Raw genomic sequence first — 19,257 nt, forward strand, 5'->3', positions numbered from 1 at the left:
CCCGTTCCGTAGACGGGACATTCTGCCCTGGTAGCAGCGGGAAAATTTGGTCAGAAAGAGGACATTTGATTGTCGTGCCCGGGAAATGAGCGGAACGGGACGTAGCTTCTTCATCCGTCCGCAGCCCCAGGACAGCGCGAGGTTCAATGAGCTCATCCGTCGGTTATTACATCTCGGCCGCCGACATCGAAGCACGACGCAGGCGGGAGTTGCGCGCCGACGTGGCTTCCGCGCTCACCCGGCTGAACGGGCTGCGGGCACGGGCTCGCGGCATCGGGGTCAAGATCCCCGCCGTGCGGGCCGGCTTCACCGACGACACCACGAGCGACGACCTTCAGGAGCTCCTGCAGGAGGTGACCACCGCGCTTCAGGGCGCCGACGAGTCGATCAACGCCGCCTGGAAGCGCACCTGGCAGGCCGAGATCAGCAAGCTGGACGTCGTCGTCACTGGGCTGTCCGCGCGGGCCGAACTGGCGCGCGCCAAGACCGAACCGGACCGCGACTCCCCGGCGGTGCGGAACGCGGTCGCCGACGCCGAGTCGCTGATCGCGAGCCAGGGCCACCGCTGCGACGACGAGGGCGTCACGTCCGCGCGAGAGGTGTTCGCGGACCTGGCGAAGGCCACGACCGTGTCGCGCGCCAGAACGTTGTCGCTGGAGATCGCGGTGATCATCCAGAAGTCGATCGCACGCCGCCAGGACGCGGCGACCCTCGAGGCCGAACGGGTGCGGCTGCTGGAACTGGTGCGCGACGCGAGGCCCGCCGACCAGGAGTCCCTGCGCGAACTGGTCACGACCACCGCAGACCTCGACGCGGCGGCGGACGCCGTCTTCGGCTCGGTCGAACGCGAGGACCGCGAGCAACATCGGCGCAAGGTCGCGGACGCCGCCGCGGCGGCGCTGGCGGAACTGGGGTGCGTGGTCGGCGAGGAGTTCGAGTCGTTGCTGATGACCGACAACCAGGCCGTCGTCGGGTTCCGCGCGCGGGAGGGCTACGGCCTGCTCGTCCGGCTGCCCGAGGACGGCCAGTCGCTGCTCACCGCGGTGGTGCGCGCCGGGGACCAGGCGGCGACCGGGACGTACGCCGAGGCCGTGCAGACCGCGTACTGCGACGAGACTCTGCCGGAGCTGCACACCAAGCTGCGCGAGCGCGGCGTTCACCTCGACGACCACCCGTTCCTCAGGGGCGATCCGGGCAGAGCGGTCCCGGTCACCCCGAGTCCCTTGCCGGGCGGGCCAAGTGACGCTCTCGGGACCGTGAGGGCTCTCGGGACCGTGAGGAAGGAGAAGAGCCGTGAACTCTGAGGTGCCGGCCTGGGTCCGCGAGCTCGACCTGTCGCTCGTCACCCACCCGCAGATCCTGCTGGTCGGCAACGTCCGTGACCGCTACTTCCTGCCGTCCGGGAACGGACCGGCGCTGGTGCCGCTCGACCTGCCGCAGGTGGTCGAACGGTCGTGCCGGTTGCGCGGTTTCGCCGCGCTCACCGTGTTCGACATCGCCCGCGACCGCCTCGACGTGTGGCGGCTGCGCGACGACGAACTGCCGTTGCCGGACGCGTTGCGGGAGTTCATCGCGGACGACGCGCTGTCGGCGCAGGGCAGGGACGGCGGCGCACCGGACGACCTGGTGCTGCGCCGGACCCGCCGGGTGTTGCGCGAGATCGTTACGTTCCGCGCCGCGCCCGTCGGCCTGCTGTTCCCGTTCGCGGCCAGGCTCGGCTCTCCGCGCGCGGAGCTGACCGGCGAGGGCAAGCTGCTGATGGCAGCGGCGGAAGCCCTTGCACACGAGGCACGACCGGTTCCGGGGGCGTCGCCGGTCATGCCGTACAACACGGTCTTCTGGGTCGCCGAACGCCAGGAGCAGCTGCCGGTCGAGTTCGCGATCTCGCCGCGCACGGTCAAGGTGATCACCGTCCCGCCCGCGCCCGCCGAGCAACGGCTCGCGGCGGCCAGGCACGCGGTGACCGTGGTGACGGCCAAGGCGGGCCAGGCCGCCGACCAGCGCACGGTCGACACGGCCGCGGAGAACCTCGTCTCGGTCACGCACGGCATGAGCAACGCGGAGGTGCTCGCGGTGAGCAGCGTGGCCGTCGACCGCGGTCTGCCGGTGAGCAGGCTCGACGAGGCCGCGCGGCTGTACCGGGTGGGCGTGCGCGACAACCCGTGGGCGGTGTCGTCCATCCGGCAGACGATCACCGGCGCCGACCCGGCCGCGATCGGCGTGATCGGGCAGGACCACGCCGTGAAGAAGGCCATCGAGATCTTCATGCGGTCGGCGGCCGGGCTGACCGGCGCGCAGTCGTCCAGCTCCCCGAACCGGCCGCGCGGCGTGCTGTTCCTCGCCGGACCGACGGGGGTGGGCAAGACCGAGCTCGCGAAGGGCGTGGCGCGGCTGATCTTCGGACGCGACGCGGAGCCCGTCCGGTTCGACATGAGCGAGTTCCAGCAGGAGCACGCGCGCGAACGGCTCGTCGGCGCCCCGCCCGGCTACGTCGGGTTCGACGCGGGTGGCGAGCTGACGAACGCGGTGCGGTCGAACCCGATGAGCGTGCTGCTGTTCGACGAGATCGACAAGGCGCACGAGCGGTTGTTCGACCTGTTCCTCCAGGTGCTGGAGGACGGCCGGCTGACCGACGGCCGCGGTTCGACGGTGTACTTCACCGAGAGCGTGCTGATCTTCACCTCGAACCTCGGCGTGGCCGATCCGCAGGCACCGCCCGGCGCACCGCCGCGATTCACCTACCGCGACGACCCGGCCGAGGTGCGCCGGGTGTTGCAGCAGTCGTTCGAGTCGTTCTTCGACAACAAGATCGGCAGGCCGGAGCTGCGCAACAGGCTCGGGGACGCGTTCATCGCCATGGACTTCATCCAGCCCGAGATCGTGCCCGCGTTGCTGGACAAGGCGCTGGCGTCGGTCGTGCGGCGGATGGACGTCGTGCACCGGGTACGCCTCGAGATCGGCCAGGCGGCGCGCAGGACGTTGTACGACAAGGCGATCGAGAACCTCGGCCACGGCGGGCGAGGGGTGAACAACGCGGTCGAGGCGGCGTTGATCAACCCGCTCTCGGAGATGGTGCTGCGCCGGCCACCGGTGCCGGACGAGACGTGGCGGGTCGACCAGCTGGTCGCGGGCGCGCAGGGGTGGAGCGCCGAGGTGACGCGGTGCTGAGGACGAGCCGGGTGCTGCACCCGATCACGTCGCTGGGACCCGGCCGCCGGCTCGGAATCTGGCTGCAGGGCTGCACCTTGGCGTGCAAGGGCTGCATGTCGCTCGACACGTGGGACGCGGGTGCGGGGACGTCGTTGAGCGTCGACCACCTGCTGGCGTTATGGGAGGAGTCGGGCGCCGACGGCTTGACGGTCAGCGGCGGCGAGCCGTTGCAGCAGGCCCCCGCCCTGACCGAGTTCCTGGCGTCGTTGCCGCGCGACGGCCGGGACGTGTTGCTGTACACGGGCTACGAGCTCGACGAGTTGGACGACGAGCAGCGGGGCGTGCTCGCGCACGTGGACGCGGTGATCACCGGCCGCTACCGCGCCGGCGAGCAGCCGGGGTTGATCTGGCGCGGCTCCGCGAACCAGTTGCTCGTCCCCCTGACCCCGCTCGGCGAGGAGCGCTACCGGCCGTTCGCGGACCTCGCCGGACGGGCGGAGGTCCAGGTGCGGGTGGACGACGGGCTGCTCTGGCTGGTGGGCGTGCCGCCGGCGGGAGTGTTGCCGAAGGTCGAACGACGCTTGCGCGACAACGGGATCGTCTTCGAGGAGGCCGCATGGCGACCCTGACCTACCGCTGCCCGGACGACCCGGACGGCTGCCCCGTCTCGGTCAGCCCCGGGTTCTGCGCCGTCCACCCGGCGACGATGCTGGAGCCGGTGCGCGCGGCGGCGTTCAGCGGCACGCAGACCACCGCCGAGGCGCCCGCCGAACCCCCTGCCGGGTCGCCGCTGACTTTGCGCTTCCTGGGACAGGTGATCGAGGTTCCGGCGGAGGGGATGGAGATCGGCCGCGAGACCGGCCCGCTCGCGTCCGTCCCGGGGATGGCGGAGCTGACCCAGGTGTCGCGCCTGCACGCCAGGATCCACCTCCTCAACGGCCATCTGTACGTCAGCGACGAGGACTCGCTCAACCACACCTACGTGGACGGTCGGCGGCTCACGACCTCGCGCCGTTTGGAGGCGGGACAGGTGCTGCGGCTCGGCCAGGACGTGGAACTGCACGTCGAGGGCGCGCGGTACGACGAGTTCGGACTGCCGTCGTGAAGCGCGTGGAGGTCGCCGCGCTCACCAGCCGAGGCCTCGTGCGCGCGGGCAACGAGGACCGGGTCTCGGTCTTCGGCTGGTCGGCGCCGCGGGAGATGACCGAGCCCGTGCTGCTCACCCGGGAGACGTCCGAGCCGGTGCTGGTCGTGGTGGCGGACGGCCTCGGCGGGCACCAGGCGGGCGAGGTGGCGAGCGAGTTCGCGGTGACGGCCCTGCACACCGCGCTGCCGGACGTCGCGGCAGACCCCGCGCGGGCGTTCGGCCGGGTGCACGAGGACCTGCTGGCGCTGGGCGCGTCCCAGCCCGAGCTCGAAGGCATGGCGACGACAGCGACGGCGTTGCTGGTCACCGACGTGATCACGATCTGCCACGTGGGCGACAGCAGGGCGTACTACGTCGAACCCGGCTTCGTCTCGCAGCTCACGACGGACCACGTCGAACCCGGCGGCGCGCTCACCCAGGTCCTGGGCGGGCGACCTGGCCGTGAGGTCGTACCGCAGGTGCGTGAGGTGGAGTCCGCCGAGTGCTCGAGGTTCCTGCTGTGCTCGGACGGACTGCATTCCTACGTGGACGCCGCCGTCGTGCGGGAGGGGGCGGCGCTGGAGTCGTCTTTCGGCGCGGCCAGGGCGTTGCTGCGGGCGGCTGTCGAGGCCGGCGCTCCGGACAACGTCTCGGTGTGCGTGGTCACCGTGTGGCTCGAAGGAGAGAAGAATAGATGACGGAGCCGGTTCCGAGACCCAGCACGCCGACCGTGCAGCAGGGGTCGAACCCGACGGTCGCGCAGAACGGCAGGTCGGTTCCCACCGTGCAGCAGGGTTCGGTGGCTCCGCCGCCGGAGGACCACGAGGCACCGGAGTTCCCGGACCGGCTGCGGGACCGGTTCGAACCACTCGCGGTGCTCGGCACCGGAACCGAGGGCGTGGTCTGGAGGTGCCGCACACCGGACGGCGCCGAGATCGCGGTGAAGGTGCACTGGGCGAACCACAAGGCCGACACGGCGCTGCTGGAACACCTGGACAGGAGCGAGTTCCGGCGTCACGTGCCCCGACTGCACGGACACGGGTCGTTCATCAGCCCGTACGGGCCGATCCACTGGGTGGCGATGGAGATCCTCGAAGCCACGCTGGAACAGGAGATCCGCGAGAGGTCCGCCCCCTGGTGGTCGGAGCAGTGGTCGCTCGACGTGGTGCGCGAACTCGCGCAGGCGTTGCACTTCTGGCAGACGGAGGTGGGCCGCAACCCGATCGACGTCAAGCCGGACAACTGGATGCGGCGCGGGAACGGCGAGTACGTCGTGGTCGACTTCGGCGGGGTCGTCGGGTTCACCGCGAGCCAGCAGATCGGCAGCACCACGATGGCGGCGCGCGCCTACACGCCGCCGGAGCAGTACTGGCAGGAGAAGGGCGGGCCCTGGCCGTGGTGGACACTCGGTGAGATCGCGTACCAGCTCTTCACCGGGCACATGCGGTTCCAGCGCGCCAACGGCGAGATGCTCTCCGACGAGGCGATCTCCCGCATCCGCGCCCTCGGTGAGCTCGACCTGACCAACATCACCGACGAACGGTGGCGGCTGCTGATCTCCGGGCTGCTGACCACCGATCCGGTCGACAGGTGGGGGTGGGCGGAGGTCGAGAACTGGCTGGCGGGCGGCAGTCCACCGGTCGCGGCCCGCGGACGCGCCGCGGCCTCGGGGCACTCGCCGATCACGTTCGTGGACGGCAGGACGTTCAACGACCCGGCCGACCTCGCCGTGGCGATGCTCGACAACCCGCACGCCGCCGAGCGCTGGCTGACCGGGGAGGGGCGTCAGGACCTCGACACCTGGCTGAAGAAGGAAGAGCTGCAGAACCGGTTCGACATCCTGCGGTTCCGGGGAGCCGCAGCGGGATCGGCACGACTGCACAGCGGGGTGCTCGCGTTCGGGGCGGCGTTCGCTCCCGAGGTCACGCCCCGCTATCGCGGCCGTGCGGTCGACGCAGACGGCCTCGTCGCGGTGCTCGCGGAGTCCGACGGCTTCGAGTTCGCGGGCGAGGTCGTGCTCGGGGACGTCCTCGGCACCGCCGGTGGCTACCGCTGCCGCCACAGCGGATGTGCCGGCCGGTGCGCGGTGCTGGACCGCGCCGCCGCCGAACTCCCCGTGCTGGTGCAGGCGGCGGAACAGATCGTGGCCGGATCCGGGTCGGGCCCCTTGAGCTCCGGTGAGCGGGAACGCCTGCACGGCATGGCCCTGCTGCTCGTGCTGCGCCCGGAGCAGGCCGCACGCGTGCTGCGGCCGTCGCCGTGGGTGCGGATGGCGGACGTCCCGTGGTGGCGCCCGATCGCGAGGCAGTTCCCGTCGGCTGCGACCGCCGAGGGCCGCGCGACCCTGCTGGCCCAGGGAATCCTGCAGGAACGGGCCGTGATGCAACGGCCGCGGCGTGAGGCCAGGGGGATCTCCGTTCGCGGTGCGCTGCGCAAGGTGGGCGCGGTGGTCGTGCTCTGGTACGCGATGATCACCGCTGCGTGGGTCGCCGTCGTGCTGAGCAATGCTTCGATCGCGTTCGACGGTGGTCCGGACGGCGAACGGCAGGCCGCGATGCTCGGCGCCTCCGCCCAGATGGTGCTGGCGTTGCCGTTCATGGTGCTGGCCGTTGAACTGGTGCTGCTCGTGCGCACCAAGGGAGCGGTCGCCGGCGGCGTGGTGTCGGCGGTCGTGCTGGGACTGGCCCTGCCGCACCTCCCGCTGTTCGGCCCCATCTCGTCGCCGGACATGATCGCGACCCAGGTCTCGTCGATCGCCGAGGTGTGGGCGGAGGGCATCGTGGTGGGCCTGGTCCTCATGACCGTCGGCGGTCTCGGCCTGGCCGGACTGGCCCGGTCGTGGCTGCCGGAGACGGTGTCGCGGCGTGGCACTCGGTGGCGCGGCAGCCGCGTTGCCGTCTACCTGTTCGCGCTGGTGGCGCTGGCGATGCTGTTCTGGGCGGCGGTCGTCCTGCGGTTGACCGCCTTCTCGGAGGACGTCGCCACGGCGGACCCCGGTGGCTACGCGGCGTCGCTGCAGAGCGGCTACCTGCTGGCGCTGGTCGGGGTCGCCGCCGTGGTCGCGTTGTCGGGCCGCAACACCATCGGCACGCTGACCGTCGGCGTGCTGGCCGTGCTGGTGCTCGCCCTCATCGCGAAACCGTTGCCCGAGCTGAAGTTCCTGTGGCTGCCGTACCTGCGCGAACCGCTCGCGTCGTTCGCCGCCGTCTGGGGTCCGGGCGCCTTCTGGGCCGCGCTGCTCGTGCACCTCCCTCTGACCGTGCTGTGCCTGCGCGGGATCCGCCGGGCGGTGGACGCCTGATGACCGACGACCACCTGGAACGCTTCGACCGCGTCGAGACCATGCTCGCCGACTTCGACACGAAGATGGACGAGGGCGATCCCGGCGACCAGGAGCTGCTGGACGAGGTCCGCTACCACCTCGACTGGATCCAGGCCGTGGCGGGCGAACCGTCCTTCGACTGGCTCTGGGCCCGCTACCTGAGCGCCCAATGGCACCGCTGCCGCGCCCGCATGTGGCAGGACATCCACGAGATCGACGCGGCCATCGCCGAACTGCGCCTGATCATCGGCTACTCCGACACGTTCTACTTCCGCCTCGACCTCGTCGACCTGATCCAAATTCGCTACTACGTCACCGACACCGACGACCGGCTCTACCTGGCCGAGGCCGTTGTCGAGTTGCGCGGCCTGGCGTTGCGAGAAGCCGACGACGAGGAGGAGGGCGCGCGGGCGTTGTCGTTGCTCGGACAGACGCTGCGCGAACAGTTCCGGCGGGAGCTGAAGGAGGACGAGAACCCGTCGCCCGAACTCCTGGACGAGGCCGAGAAGCACCTCTACGACAGCATCGAACGACTTGAGGACGAGGAGTGGCGAACCGAGGCCGTGGTGGACCTCGCCAAGCTCCTCACGTTCCGGTACGGCACGACCGTCACCGCCTACGCCCGCGACCGGGAAGCCGACCGGCAGGAAGCGATCGCCCTCTACGAGATGGTGGCTCTCGACGACCCGAACGCGGCCTTCGAGCTGAGCGACCTCCTCACCGAGGGATCCGACGAGATGGCCGGCCGGCCGGAAGCGCTGCGGGTGCTCGACACGGTCAAGCGCTCTCCGCACTGGGAGAACCACAAGGGGCGGTACGCGGCCCGGCGCAGCGACCTGCTGCTGAGCCGGGCGCGGGACAACCCAGGGGAGTTGCCGGAGCTGATCGACCACCTCGTCGCCGAGTTCGCCGCCCACCCCGACCAGGGATCCGTCGGGCGGACGTTGATGGAGGCGCACTGGCTGGCGGGCGACGCCGACGGCGTGGCCCGGTTGGTCGCCCAGCTGGAAGACATCACCGACGGCCACGACGTTCCTCCGTCCGAACTGCTGCTGCCGCTGCGCGCCATCGCGACGGCCTCCCTCGCGCTGCGCGGTCGTGCCGACCGGGTGGAGGCCGAGCGGCTCCTGCGGCTGTCCGTCGAGGAACCGTCCGAGCTGGGCTGGACCCTGCAGTTGCCGCTGGCGTTGCTGGCGATGGTGGTCGACGAGCAGGCCGTGGTGCCGGACGCCCTCGCCGCCTCCGTGATCGGTGACGGCAGGGAGAAGGAGGTGGCGCGGGATCTGCTCGACTGGCTCACGCGGCACGAGCGGACCGGCCCCGACTGGCTGCGGGCCGTGGCGGCGCTGACGTTCAAACTCGTGGAGGATCCGGACAGCAGGCTGGTCTCCCTGAACGCCACGGCCGCGGCTCGTGCCGCCGGATTCGACCGGGGAACGCTGGCACTGGATTTCCTGGTGCAGCACGCGATGCTGCTCTCGGGCCGCGCCGAGGACACCGACGACCGCGACGCCGAGATCGAGGCGGCGGTGCTGCTGGACGAGTACTTCGGCCTCGTGGATCGGGACCATCCGCTGTGGACTGTCGCGCTGGGACTGCACGGCGCGGTCGTGGCCGATGTGCACGCACGCGGAGGGGTTGTGGGAATTCCGCTGGAACGCGCCAGGAGCGCCTTGGAGAAGGCCAGCTTCGACGCGGAGGTCGATCCTTTCCTCCGCACGGTGTTCCTGGTCCAGCTCGCGCGCCTGGAGCTGCTGCTGACCCTGCAGGACCACGACGACCGGTACGGGCTCGCGATCAGCCACTGCCGTGAGGCGATGCGCCTCGCGCCACGGGGCACGGACGAACACGACAACGCCTGGTTCCTGCTGGGGGCGTTGCTGCTCGGCCGGTTCAACGAGCACGGAGACCGCCAGGACCACGAGGCAGGTTTCCGGGAACTGCGCGCGCTGCGGAAGTCCAAGTTCGATCGAGGGCTCGACGTCGCTGACATCGACGCCATGACGCGGGTGCTGAAGCCGTACCTCTCCGGGAGCCTCGTCGACGCCGGCCTGACTCCTGAGGAGATCTACCCGCGGCTGGAGGCGCTGGACGGCCGGAGGGACGTCGTGGCCGTGCTGGCGGAGCGGGTGGAGCTGCTGCAGACGCTCCTGCTCCGGGGGCAGGAGAAGAACGACCTCGCGATGATGGCGCACGCCCTCGACCAGCTCGGGAAGGCCTCTGGTGGGATCGAGGTCGGATCGGCGATGCACGCCTCGACGACCATCGCCAGTCTCTGGGGTTCGACCGCGGCGGCGGCCACGAGAGGCGACCACGCGCAGTTCCAGGCCGGGGTGGCCCGGCTGGAGGCGCTCAGGGACGATCCCGCGACCAACCGGGTGGACCGCGGTCTCGCGGTGTTCGGCCTGTCCGCCCTCTGGAACGCTCGGCACAAGATCACCCGGAGCACGGCGGCCCTGGACGAGGCGTTGCGCCATCACGCCGACCTCGACTTCGGTGTGCTGAGCCTGCGGGACGCGACCGGACTGCTGGACCTCGTGGCCGACAGTTGCTGGAGCCTCGCCTCGCTCGGGTACGGGGAATCGGCCATCTCGGTCGGGTTCGACGCGCTGAAGTTCCGCGCACGCCACGTCATGATGCAGTCCGGCAGCGAGAACGCGGCGGTGCGGGCGGCCGACGCGGCGGCCCGAGGTCAGCGGGTGGCGTTGCGCTGTGCCGCGTCAGGCGAGTTCGGGCGAGCTGTGGAAGCCGTGGAGTGGGGGCGTGGGCTCGTCCTGCACAACGCCACGTTCACGTCCGGCATCGCGGCGAAGCTTCGCGCCGCCGGGTACCCCGAACTCGCCGAGGAGTGGGTGAAGACCGCAGGCTCGGACCCGGATCTCGTGCCGAGCGACGTGCGGCGGAGGGCGTTGGCGGTACTGGGGAACGAGGTCGAGGCGTTGGCGCCGCCCTCGGTGGAGGAGATCGGCGTCGCGTTGCGGAGCCTGGAGGCTGATGCCCTCGTACACCTGGTGCCCGGCCAGGAAGGGCACACCGGGCGGGCCCTCGTCACGTCGGCGGACGGTGCGGTCAGCGAAGTGTTGTTGCCGCTGTTGGTGGACGGGCCGGACAGCGAGGTCGGCAGGTATCTCGCGCTGGACGACCGGCAGCGGCGGAAGGCGCTGCCCTCGTTGTGCGCGTGGGCTTGGCGGGCGGCGGTGGAGCCGTTGCTGCACCGGTTCTCCGGAGACGTACCGTGGCTGGTGCTGGCGCCTGCCGGGGCGCTGGGCGTGGTGCCGTGGCACGCCGCGGCGGCTGCGGAACGGATCGCGGTGCGGGAGGCCGGGTTCACATACGCGGCCTCGGCACGGCAGTTGTGCGAGTTGGCGCAACGGGAGCGGCAACCTGTCGGTGCGTCACCGGTGGTGGTGAGCAACCCCGCCGGGACGTTGGCCGCGACGCAGTACGAGGCGGAGTTCCTGCACGGGCTCTTCCCAGACGCGCACTTCTACGGGCAGGTCGGGTCCGGTGTGCCGGTGCGCGGACCGGGTACGCCCGACCAGGTGCTGGAGGAGAGCGGGGCCTCGTTGTTGCACTTGGGGTGTCACGCGCGTGCGGAGGCCACGCCTGCGCAGTCAGCGTTGGAGTTGGCGCGCGCGGATTTGTCCGTTGACCGGATGTTGCGTCATGCGGCCGTGCGACGCAACGGCGGGCTGGTCGTGTTGGCGGCGTGTGAGAGCGATCTGACGGCGAGCCTGCACGACGAGGGGCTCACGTTGGCGGCGGCGTACGTGGCGGCGGGCGCCACCGGGGTTGTGGGCACCAAGTGGAAGGTGGATGACGTCGAGTCGGCGTTGTTGATGTGCGTGTTCTACGACTTCCTCGTGCGTCAGGACATGCGGCCGCGGGACGCGCTGCGGGCCGTGCAGTTGTGGGCGTTGGACCCAGGTCGTGCGGTGCCTGGCGACAACGTGGCGCGACTGCTCGCCGAACGGGGGCGTGCGGCCGCGCTCGCGGATCCCGTGTACTGGGCTGCGTTCGCGCACCACGGGTGGTGACGGGCGTTCGCGCTCAGGTCCCGGTCACGGCCTCGCAGTCGACCTTCTGACCGGGCTTGCCGGTCGCCGTCGCGAGTTCCTTGACGCCGTCGAGCAGGATGCGGCACGTCAGCACCTGGTCGCCCTTCGGCGTCACGGCGACCTGCGCCTTCTCGCCCGCGTTGATGATGACCTCGGTGGTCCACGGCAGGGGAGCCGACGTGCTGGTGTTCTGCGGGGTCTCCTTGCGGTTGCGGTTGGGCGACTCCGCGTACGTCACGTCCGCGAGGGTCTCCGCCGGTTGCGCGGACACCTCGTAGGTGATGGCCCAGGACTTGCCGACCAGCGTGTTCCAGCCGCCGAAGTGGTTCACCAGCGCGACGGTTCCGCCGCCGACCACGGCCAGCACGGCTAGGACGACCAGGAGCGTCTTCATAGGACAGACGGTAGTGGTGACGGCGTGCACCGGCATCGTTCGCGGGTGTGACTCCGGGGTCATCCCGCAGGACGACTCACTTGAGCAGCAGGCGGACCGTGAGTTCGAGGCGGTTCGCCACGTCGGTGGCCGTGGCGCGGCGGGTCACCCACGCGACCAGGTTGGACAGCCACACGTCGCCGATCACGCGGGCGATGGCCTTCTGCTCGTCCGTCGGGGCGTCGTCGCTCATCGCCTTGGTGAACATGCTCTCCATCAGCCACGAGACCCGGTCGATCTCGGCGCCCGCGGAGGCGTCGGCGAACGTGAACGCGCGCGTCATCGCCTCGGTGAGGTGCGGATTGCGCTGCAGGCCGCGGGTGATGCGGCCGAGTACGAACAGCACGCGCTCGTACGGGCTCTCGCCGGGGACCGTGGTGCGGTCCATCTTCTCCTGCGCGCGCTCCAGTTCCACCGCGAGGCTCGACACCAGCAGGTGGACCTTCGAGGGGAAGTAGCGGTACAACGTGCCCAGCGCCACGTCCGCGCGGTCGGCCACGGCACGCATCTGGACGGCGTCGAACCCGCCCTTGGACGCCAGCGCGATCGTCGCGTCGACGATCCGCTTGCGGCGCTCGCGCTGGGCGGCCGAGCTGAGCTCGTCGCCCGCCATGAGCGCGTCCGTGCGCGACTTCGAAGGTGACACGGAGATGATCCTCCTGAAACGTGTTGCAGCTGCGCTCTCATCATACTCGATCGGTTTGGCGGCCATGATCTGTTGCCGGAAATAGAACACGTTCTATAAACTTCTTCACGTACTGGAGGAGGCCGCATGCCGATCGCCACGACCGGGGACCAGCGCGCATTGCGCGACAGCGTGGACGCCGCCGGGGCCGAGTGGGCTGATCTCGTCAAGGTCGGGTTCTTCGAGGTGACGCGGGAGGGCGGTACGGTCGCCGATCTCGCGGTGATGCTGGAGCGGGCGGCCGAGAACCTGGTGCCGGGGCCGTTGCTGCCCACGGCGCTGGTGTCGGTGCTGTTCCCCGACTTCGACGGGATCGCCGGTTTCGGGTTCTCGTCCCACCAGGTGGTCGGTGCCGCCGAAGCGACGCACCTGCTGGTCAAAACGGACAACTGGATGCTCGTGCCGGCGGCGCGGGTCTCGGTGACACCACTGGAATCCGTGGACCACTCACGTTCGCTCGGCTCGGTGCGCGTGGACGTGCCCGGAGACGTGATCGCCGACCCGACGGACCTCGCCGTGACGCTGATGGCCGCGGAGGCGAGCGGGGTGGCCGCGTGGTGCCTGAACACCGCCGTGGAGTACGCGAAACAGCGGCAGCAGTTCGGGCGTGTCATCGGGTCGTTCCAGGCCGTGAAGCACCTCTGCGTCGAGATGCTGTGCCGTGCTGAGCAGGCGTCGTCGGTGGCCTGGGACGCGGCGCGGTCGGTCGGGGAGGACGAACACCCGCTGGCGGCGGCGGTGGCGGGCTCTGTGGCGTTCGACGCGGCCGTGCGCAACGCCAAGGACTGCATCCAGGTGCTGGGCGGCATCGGGTTCACCTGGGAGCACGACGCGCACCGGTACCTGCGGCGGGCGTTGGCGTTGCAGCAGCTCGCGGGCGGGGTGGCGCACTGGCGTCGCCGGGTCGCGGCGCTGGCGCTGGCAGGCGCACGGCGGTCGCTGGCCGTGCAGGTCGAGTCGGACCTCGAGGTGCGGGCGTTCGCCGAGGAGATCGCCGGACTGGACCCCGCCGGGCAACGGGAACAGCTGGCTCGCGGTGGTTATCTGGTGCCGGGCTGGCCCGCGCCGTACGGGCAGGACGCCGACCAGGCGCGGCAGCTGGTGATCGACAGCGAGTTCGCCCGGGCCGGGGTGCGGCGGCCGGACCTGATCATCGGTGGCTGGGCGGGGCCGACGATCCTCCGGCACGGGACCGCCGAGCAGCAGGAACGGTTCGTGCCGCCGACGCTGAGCGGCGAGCTGACCTGGTGCCAGCTGTTCAGCGAACCGGAGGCGGGCTCGGACCTCGCTTCGTTGCGCACCAAGGCAGAACGGGTCGACGGCGGCTGGCGGCTCACCGGGCAGAAGGTGTGGACGTCGCTCGCGCACGAGGCCGACTGGGCGATCTGCCTGGCCCGCACCGACTCCGGCGTGCCGAAGCACAAGGGCATCACGTACTTCCTGGTCGACATGCGCTCGGACGGCGTGGACGTGCGGCCGCTGCGGGAGATCACGGGGGACGCGCGGTTCAACGAGGTCTTCCTGGACGGTGTGTTCGTGCCCGACTCGTGCGTGGTCGGCGAGCCCGGCGACGGCTGGCGGCTCGCCCGCACGACGCTCGCGAACGAACGCGTAGCGATGGGCTCGGCGCTGGGCGAGCCTCTCGAACAGATCCTCAAGTCGGCCGCCGCCGCTGACCACGCCGAACGGCTGGGTGCGTTGGTGGCGCAGGGACTCGCGGTGTCCGTGCTGGACCTGCGGGCGAGCCTGCGGGTGCTGAGCGGGCAGGAACCGGGCGCGGAGTCGAGCGTGCGCAAGCTCGCCGGTGTGCGGCAACGGCAGGACGTGGCGGAGTTCGCGGTCGAGCTGCTCGGTCCGGACGCCGCCGTCGAGGGGCCGTTGATGTACGAGTTCCTGCTGTCGCGGTGCCTGAGCATCGCGGGCGGGACGACGCAGGTGCTGATGAACCTCGCTGGTGAACGGATTCTCGGTCTACCGAGGGAGCCCTAGATGGATTTCCAGCTCGACGAGACCCAGCAGGAGATCGCCGCGCTGGCGGCCGACGTGCTGGGCAGGGAGAGCGACACCCCCTGGAAGGCGTTGGGGGAGGCGGGGTTGCTGGCCCTCGCTGTTCCGGAACGACTCGGTGGCGACGGGCTCGGCGTGCTGGAGACGGCCGTGCTGCTCACCGAGGTCGGCAGACGGGCGGTCGACGTACCCGCGCTGGCCACGCTGGCGCTGGGCGTGTTGCCGATCGTGAGGTACGGGACTGAGACACAGCAGGATGCCTTGCTGCCGTTGGTGACCGAGCAGCATGGGGTGCTGACGGCGGCGTTGAGCGAGCCGTCCCGGCCGTTGCCGGATCTGCCCCGGACGACTTCGGGCCCGGACGGCATCACCGGCGTGAAGATCAACGTGCCGTACGCGTCCGAGGCGGTGCGGATCCTGGTGAGCACCGACAGCGGGGTCTTCGTCGTGGACCCGGCACAACCGGGTGTGTCCACTTCGGACGGAACCGTGACCCTGGAGAACGCTCGCGGTGAACCGTTGGCGGGCGCGGAAGCCGACCTCCGGCGGTTCGCGCTGGCCGGTGCCTGCGCGGTGGCCGACGGCGTGCTGGCCGGGGCCCTCGACCTGACCGTGCGGCACGTCGGCACCCGCCACCAGTTCGGCAAGCCCCTCGCCACCTTCCAGAGCGCCGCGGCCCTGGTCGCCGACGTCTACATCGCCTCCCGGACCCTGCACCTGGCCGCGCTGACCGCCGCCTGGAGCCTCGACGACACCGACCTCGACACGGCGGCCTACTGGCTCGCGGCCGAGGCGTTGCCGGCCGTGCACAACTGCCACCACCTGCACGGCGGACTCGGGCTCGACGTCACCTACCCGATGCACCGCTACTACGGCATGGCCAAGGAGCTGACGCGGTTCGTCGGCGGAGTGGAGCACCGCTTGGGGGCCATCGATGTTCGTTGATCTCACCGCCGACCAGCGCAAGCTGCGCGACGAGCTGCGCGAGTACTTCGCGCAGGTCATGTCCGACGCCGAACGCGAGGCGATGCTCACCGAACGCCACGGCAGCGTCTACCGGGATCTCGTGAGCAGGCTGGGCCGGGACGGCAGGCTCGGCGTCGGCTGGCCCGTCGAGTACGGCGGCCTGGGCTTCGGCCCGGTGGAGCAGCAGATCTTCGTCAACGAGGCGGCGCGCGCGGACGTGCCGTTGCCGTACGTGACGTTGCAGACCGTCGGCCCGACGCTGCAGACGTACGGAACCCAGGAGCAGAAGGACTTCTTCCTCCCGAAGATCCTCAGCGGCGACCTGCACTTCGCCATCGGCTACACCGAACCGGACGCCGGCACCGACCTGGCCGCGTTGCGCACCAAGGCGGTCCGCACCGACGACGGGTACGTCGTCAACGGCCAGAAGACCTTCACGACCGGCGGCCACGACGCCGACTACGTGTGGCTGGCCTGCCGGACGGGTGCGCCGGACTCGCGGCACAAGGGCATCACGATCCTGATCGTCGACACGACCGACCCCGGCTACTCGTGGACGCCCATCATCACGTGCGACGGCGCCCACCACGTCAACGCCACCTACTACAACGACGTGCGCGTGCCCGAGTCCCGCCGCGTCGGCGAGGAGAACAAGGGCTGGCGCCTGATCACCACCCAGCTCAACCACGAACGCGTGATGCTCGGCCCGTCCGGCCGCATCGGCGCGTTGATCGAACGCGTCCACGGCTGGGCGTCCGAACGCGGCCTCCTCGACGAACCGGACGTGCGCCGGGCGCTGGCCGAAGCGCGAGCCGTCCACCGCGTGAACGAGCTGCTCAACTGGCAGGTCGCGAGTGGTGAGCTGGAGGTCGCGGACGCGAGTGCCACCAAGGTGTTCGCCGCCGACCGCACCCAGCGCATCGGCAGGCTCCTCGAAGAGCTCGTCGGCCGCCACGGCGCGGACACCGAACTGGTGCGCTGGCTCGACGTTCAGGCGAGGCGCAACCTCGTGCTGACGTTCGGCGGCGGCGTGCAGGAGATCCAACGCGAGCTGATCGCCAACATCGGACTGGGACTGCCACGGGTGGTGCGATGATCGACATCGAGAAGGAGGCCGCCCGCATCGCCGAACAGGGCGAGTGCGCACCCCGGCTGGCCCGCGACCCGGTCAACCTGCCGATGATCAACAACTGGCTGGAGGCCATCGGCGACGAGCACCCCGGCTACACCGAGGTCGCGCCGCCCGCGATGGTCCAGGTGTGGACGATGGCGGGCCTGCACGGCCAGCGGACCCTCGACGACCCGCTCGGCGCGATGATGACCGTGCTGGACGAGGCCGGGTACACCTCGGTGGTCGCCACCAACTCCGACCAGACCTACCACCGGTATCTCAAGGTGGGGGAGCAGCTGTCGGTGACGACGAGCCTGGAGGACGTGACCGGGCCGAAGCGGACGGGCCTCGGCGAGGGCTGGTTCGTGACGACCCGCAGCACCTGGTGGGTGGGCGACGAGGCCGTCGCGGAGATGCGGTTCCGCGTGCTGAAGTTCAAGCCCGCCAACGTTCCCGCCGCACCATCCGAGCCGAAGGCCGAACCTCCGACACCCCAGGCCATCCGCCCTTCCGTCAACCGCGACACCGAGTACTTCTGGGAAGGCACCCGTCAGGGCGAGCTGCGCATCCAACGCTGCGGCGGCTGCGGCCTGCTGCGGCACCCACCGGGCCCGATGTGCCCGGAATGCGGTGCCACCAAACCGAAGTACCTCGTCTCGGAGGGCCACGGCGTCATCTACAGCTACGTCGTGCACCACCACCCGCAGGTGCCGGGCAAGCAGACCCCGTTCGTGATCGCCCTGGTCGAACTGGACGAGGGCGTGCGGATGCTGGGCGAGTTCGACGGCGAGCCCAGCGTCGGGCAACGCGTCGAGGTCGTGTTCACCAAGGTCGACGACGACCTGACCATGCCGAGCTGGAGGCCCCGTGCGGATCGGTGACGCCCTGCCCGAGTGGCACGTGGAGGCCACCCCGACGTTCGTGATCAGCACCGCGCTGGCCACCCGCGACTTCCAGGACGTCCACCACGACCGCGACCTGGCGGTCCAGCGCGGCTCCAAGGACATCTTCATCAACATCCTCACCACCACCGGCCTGGTGCAGCGCTACGTCACCGACTGGGCGGGACCGCACGTCCTGGTGCGGCAGGTGAACATCAAGCTCGGCGCGCCCTGCTACGCCTACGACACGCTGAAGTTCTTCGGCCAGGTGGTCGGCAGGGAACAGCAGGACCTGACCATCGAGGTCGTCGGCAGGACCGACCACGGCGACCACGTCACCGGAACCGTGAAGATCGAGGTGCCCGCGTGAACGCCGCCATCGTCGGGATCGGCGCCACCGACTTCTCCAAGGACTCGGGCCGCAGCGAGCTCCAGCTCGCCGCCGAGGCGGTCAGGGCGGCGCTGGAAGACGCCGGCCTCCAGCCGTCCGATGTGGACGGCCTGGTCAGCTTCACCATGGACACCAACGCCGAGATCGCCGTCGCCCGCGAGCTGGGCATCCCGGAGCTGACGTTCTTCAGCCGCGTCCACTACGGCGGCGGCGCGGCGTGCGCGACCGTCCAGCAGGCGGCGATGGCCGTCGAGACGGGCGCGGCGAAGGTCGTGGTCTGCTACCGGGCGTTCAACGAGCGGTCCGGGCACCGCTTCGGGCAGGTGCAGACGGCGGCCGCGGCCAACATCGACAACAGCTGGTCGTACCCGATGGGCCTCGGCACCCCGGCCGCGATGGTCGCGATGTTCGCCCGCCGGTACATGCACGAGTACGGCGCGACGAGCGAGGACTTCGGTCGCATCGCCGTGATCGACCGCAAGCACGCCGCCACGAACCCCAACGCGTGGTTCCACAACCGGCCGATCACCCTCGACGACCACCAGGCGTCGAAGTGGATCGCCGAACCGCTCCGGCTCCTCGACTGCTGCCAGGAGAGCGACGGCGGCGTCGCCCTCGTCGTGACCAGCGAGGAACGGGCACGCGACCTGCCGAACAAGGCCGCGCACGTGAAAGCGGCCACCCAGGGCAGCAGCGTCGACCAGTTCACGATGACCAGCTACTACCGCGACGACCTGACCAGGCTGCCCGAGATGGGCGTGGTGGCCAGGGGACTCTGGGAGAAGTCGGGCATCGGACCGTCCGATGTGGACGTCGCTGTGCTCTACGACCACTTCACCCCGTTCGTGCTGGTCCAACTCGAAGAACTGGGCTTCTGCGGCAGGGGAGAGGCCAAGGACTTCATCAGGACGGGCGCCCTCGAACTGGACGGCTCACTCCCGCTCAATCCCCACGGCGGCCAGCTCGGTGAGGCTTACCTGCACGGCATGAACGGCATCGCCGAGGGTGTGAGGCAGCTCCGCGGCACCGCGGTGAACCAGGTCGAGGACGTCGAGCACGTCCTGGTCACCGCCGGTACCGGCGTCCCGACGAGCGGCCTCGTGCTGGGCGGGGAGGCCTAGACTGCC

The 19,257-nt window shown here is 70.6% G+C and carries 15 protein-coding genes; 13 read left to right on the plus strand and 2 right to left on the minus strand.

Going from position 1 to position 19,257, the window contains the following annotated elements; translation table 11 throughout:
- The first annotated feature begins 146 nt into the window (after positions 1-146).
- Genes ACFWNN_RS06020 through ACFWNN_RS06050 form a run of 7 tightly spaced genes read left to right on the plus strand, consistent with a single transcriptional unit; the run spans position 147 to position 11,635 of the window.
- Positions 147-1,304, plus strand: coding sequence for a hypothetical protein (locus ACFWNN_RS06020; protein ID WP_382438742.1), 1,158 nt, complete (start codon positions 147-149; stop codon positions 1,302-1,304).
- Positions 1,294-3,168 carry an AAA family ATPase gene (locus ACFWNN_RS06025; protein WP_382438743.1) on the plus strand — a complete coding sequence of 625 codons (1,875 nt, stop codon included), beginning with the start codon at positions 1,294-1,296 and terminating at the stop codon, positions 3,166-3,168. Before ACFWNN_RS06020 ends, ACFWNN_RS06025 begins: the two co-directional genes overlap by 11 nt.
- Complete coding sequence (locus tag ACFWNN_RS06030; RefSeq protein WP_382438744.1) at positions 3,162-3,779, plus strand: 4Fe-4S single cluster domain-containing protein; 618 nt, start codon at positions 3,162-3,164, stop codon at positions 3,777-3,779. The genes ACFWNN_RS06025 and ACFWNN_RS06030 overlap by 7 nt, the downstream gene beginning before the upstream one ends.
- Positions 3,767-4,255, plus strand: coding sequence for an FHA domain-containing protein (locus ACFWNN_RS06035; protein ID WP_382438745.1), 489 nt, complete (start codon positions 3,767-3,769; stop codon positions 4,253-4,255). Before ACFWNN_RS06030 ends, ACFWNN_RS06035 begins: the two co-directional genes overlap by 13 nt.
- Positions 4,252-4,974: a PP2C family protein-serine/threonine phosphatase gene (locus tag ACFWNN_RS06040; protein WP_382438746.1), complete on the plus strand. Its 723-nt coding sequence runs from the start codon at positions 4,252-4,254 to the stop codon at positions 4,972-4,974. Before ACFWNN_RS06035 ends, ACFWNN_RS06040 begins: the two co-directional genes overlap by 4 nt.
- Complete coding sequence (locus ACFWNN_RS06045; protein ID WP_382438747.1) at positions 4,971-7,577, plus strand: hypothetical protein; 2,607 nt, start codon at positions 4,971-4,973, stop codon at positions 7,575-7,577. The genes ACFWNN_RS06040 and ACFWNN_RS06045 overlap by 4 nt, the downstream gene beginning before the upstream one ends.
- Positions 7,577-11,635: a CHAT domain-containing protein gene (locus ACFWNN_RS06050; RefSeq protein ID WP_382438748.1), complete on the plus strand. Its 4,059-nt coding sequence runs from the start codon at positions 7,577-7,579 to the stop codon at positions 11,633-11,635. Before ACFWNN_RS06045 ends, ACFWNN_RS06050 begins: the two co-directional genes overlap by 1 nt.
- 13 nt (positions 11,636-11,648) lie before the next feature.
- Here the strand turns inward: ACFWNN_RS06050 and ACFWNN_RS06055 are convergent, their stop codons facing one another.
- Both ACFWNN_RS06055 and kstR read right to left on the minus strand, forming a co-directional pair.
- A complete protein-coding gene (locus ACFWNN_RS06055; protein WP_382438749.1) occupies positions 11,649-12,050 on the minus strand; it encodes an MmpS family transport accessory protein in 402 nt (133 codons plus the stop codon).
- Between the two features lie 76 nt (positions 12,051-12,126).
- On the minus strand, positions 12,127-12,702 hold the full coding sequence (gene kstR / locus ACFWNN_RS06060) for a cholesterol catabolism transcriptional regulator KstR (protein ID WP_382438802.1): 576 nt from the start codon (positions 12,700-12,702) through the stop codon (positions 12,127-12,129).
- A gap of 159 nt (positions 12,703-12,861) precedes the next feature.
- Here kstR and ACFWNN_RS06065 point away from each other — a divergent pair, with 159 nt between their 5' ends.
- From ACFWNN_RS06065 to ACFWNN_RS06090, 6 genes are read left to right on the plus strand one after another with little or no spacing between them, the layout of a single operon-like run.
- On the plus strand, positions 12,862-14,763 hold the full coding sequence (locus ACFWNN_RS06065; RefSeq protein ID WP_382438750.1) for an acyl-CoA dehydrogenase family protein: 1,902 nt from the start codon (positions 12,862-12,864) through the stop codon (positions 14,761-14,763).
- Positions 14,764-15,726 (plus strand): acyl-CoA dehydrogenase family protein, encoded by a 963-nt coding sequence (locus tag ACFWNN_RS06070; protein ID WP_382438751.1) that lies wholly within the window; start codon positions 14,764-14,766, stop codon positions 15,724-15,726.
- Positions 15,716-16,843 (plus strand): acyl-CoA dehydrogenase family protein, encoded by a 1,128-nt coding sequence (locus ACFWNN_RS06075; RefSeq protein ID WP_382438752.1) that lies wholly within the window; start codon positions 15,716-15,718, stop codon positions 16,841-16,843. The genes ACFWNN_RS06070 and ACFWNN_RS06075 overlap by 11 nt, the downstream gene beginning before the upstream one ends.
- Positions 16,843-17,739 (plus strand): bifunctional MaoC family dehydratase N-terminal/OB-fold nucleic acid binding domain-containing protein, encoded by an 897-nt coding sequence (locus tag ACFWNN_RS06080; RefSeq protein WP_382438803.1) that lies wholly within the window; start codon positions 16,843-16,845, stop codon positions 17,737-17,739. Before ACFWNN_RS06075 ends, ACFWNN_RS06080 begins: the two co-directional genes overlap by 1 nt.
- Complete coding sequence (locus tag ACFWNN_RS06085; protein WP_382438753.1) at positions 17,726-18,109, plus strand: MaoC family dehydratase; 384 nt, start codon at positions 17,726-17,728, stop codon at positions 18,107-18,109. The genes ACFWNN_RS06080 and ACFWNN_RS06085 overlap by 14 nt, the downstream gene beginning before the upstream one ends.
- Complete coding sequence (locus ACFWNN_RS06090) at positions 18,106-19,251, plus strand: lipid-transfer protein (protein ID WP_382438754.1); 1,146 nt, start codon at positions 18,106-18,108, stop codon at positions 19,249-19,251. The genes ACFWNN_RS06085 and ACFWNN_RS06090 overlap by 4 nt, the downstream gene beginning before the upstream one ends.
- Positions 19,252-19,257 lie beyond the last annotated feature (6 nt).

This window comes from Lentzea sp. NPDC058450 (assembly GCF_042721395.1).
Taxonomy (GTDB): Bacteria; Actinomycetota; Actinomycetes; order Mycobacteriales; family Pseudonocardiaceae; genus Lentzea.

What these genes read in the sequence shown, in the direction of transcription:
- ACFWNN_RS06075 (WP_382438752.1), top strand. Translation starts at nt 15,716, where the DNA reads ATGTTCGTTGATCTCACCGCCGACCAGCGCAAGCTGCGCGACGAGCTG.
- ACFWNN_RS06035 (WP_382438745.1), top strand. Translation starts at nt 3,767, where the DNA reads ATGGCGACCCTGACCTACCGCTGCCCGGACGACCCGGACGGCTGCCCC.
- ACFWNN_RS06055 (WP_382438749.1), bottom strand. Translation starts at nt 12,050, where the DNA reads ATGAAGACGCTCCTGGTCGTCCTAGCCGTGCTGGCCGTGGTCGGCGGC.
- ACFWNN_RS06020 (WP_382438742.1), top strand. Translation starts at nt 147, where the DNA reads ATGAGCTCATCCGTCGGTTATTACATCTCGGCCGCCGACATCGAAGCA.
- ACFWNN_RS06050 (WP_382438748.1), top strand. Translation starts at nt 7,577, where the DNA reads ATGACCGACGACCACCTGGAACGCTTCGACCGCGTCGAGACCATGCTC.
- ACFWNN_RS06065 (WP_382438750.1), top strand. Translation starts at nt 12,862, where the DNA reads ATGCCGATCGCCACGACCGGGGACCAGCGCGCATTGCGCGACAGCGTG.
- kstR (WP_382438802.1), bottom strand. Translation starts at nt 12,702, where the DNA reads ATGGCGGGCGACGAGCTCAGCTCGGCCGCCCAGCGCGAGCGCCGCAAG.
- ACFWNN_RS06070 (WP_382438751.1), top strand. Translation starts at nt 14,764, where the DNA reads ATGGATTTCCAGCTCGACGAGACCCAGCAGGAGATCGCCGCGCTGGCG.
- ACFWNN_RS06045 (WP_382438747.1), top strand. Translation starts at nt 4,971, where the DNA reads ATGACGGAGCCGGTTCCGAGACCCAGCACGCCGACCGTGCAGCAGGGG.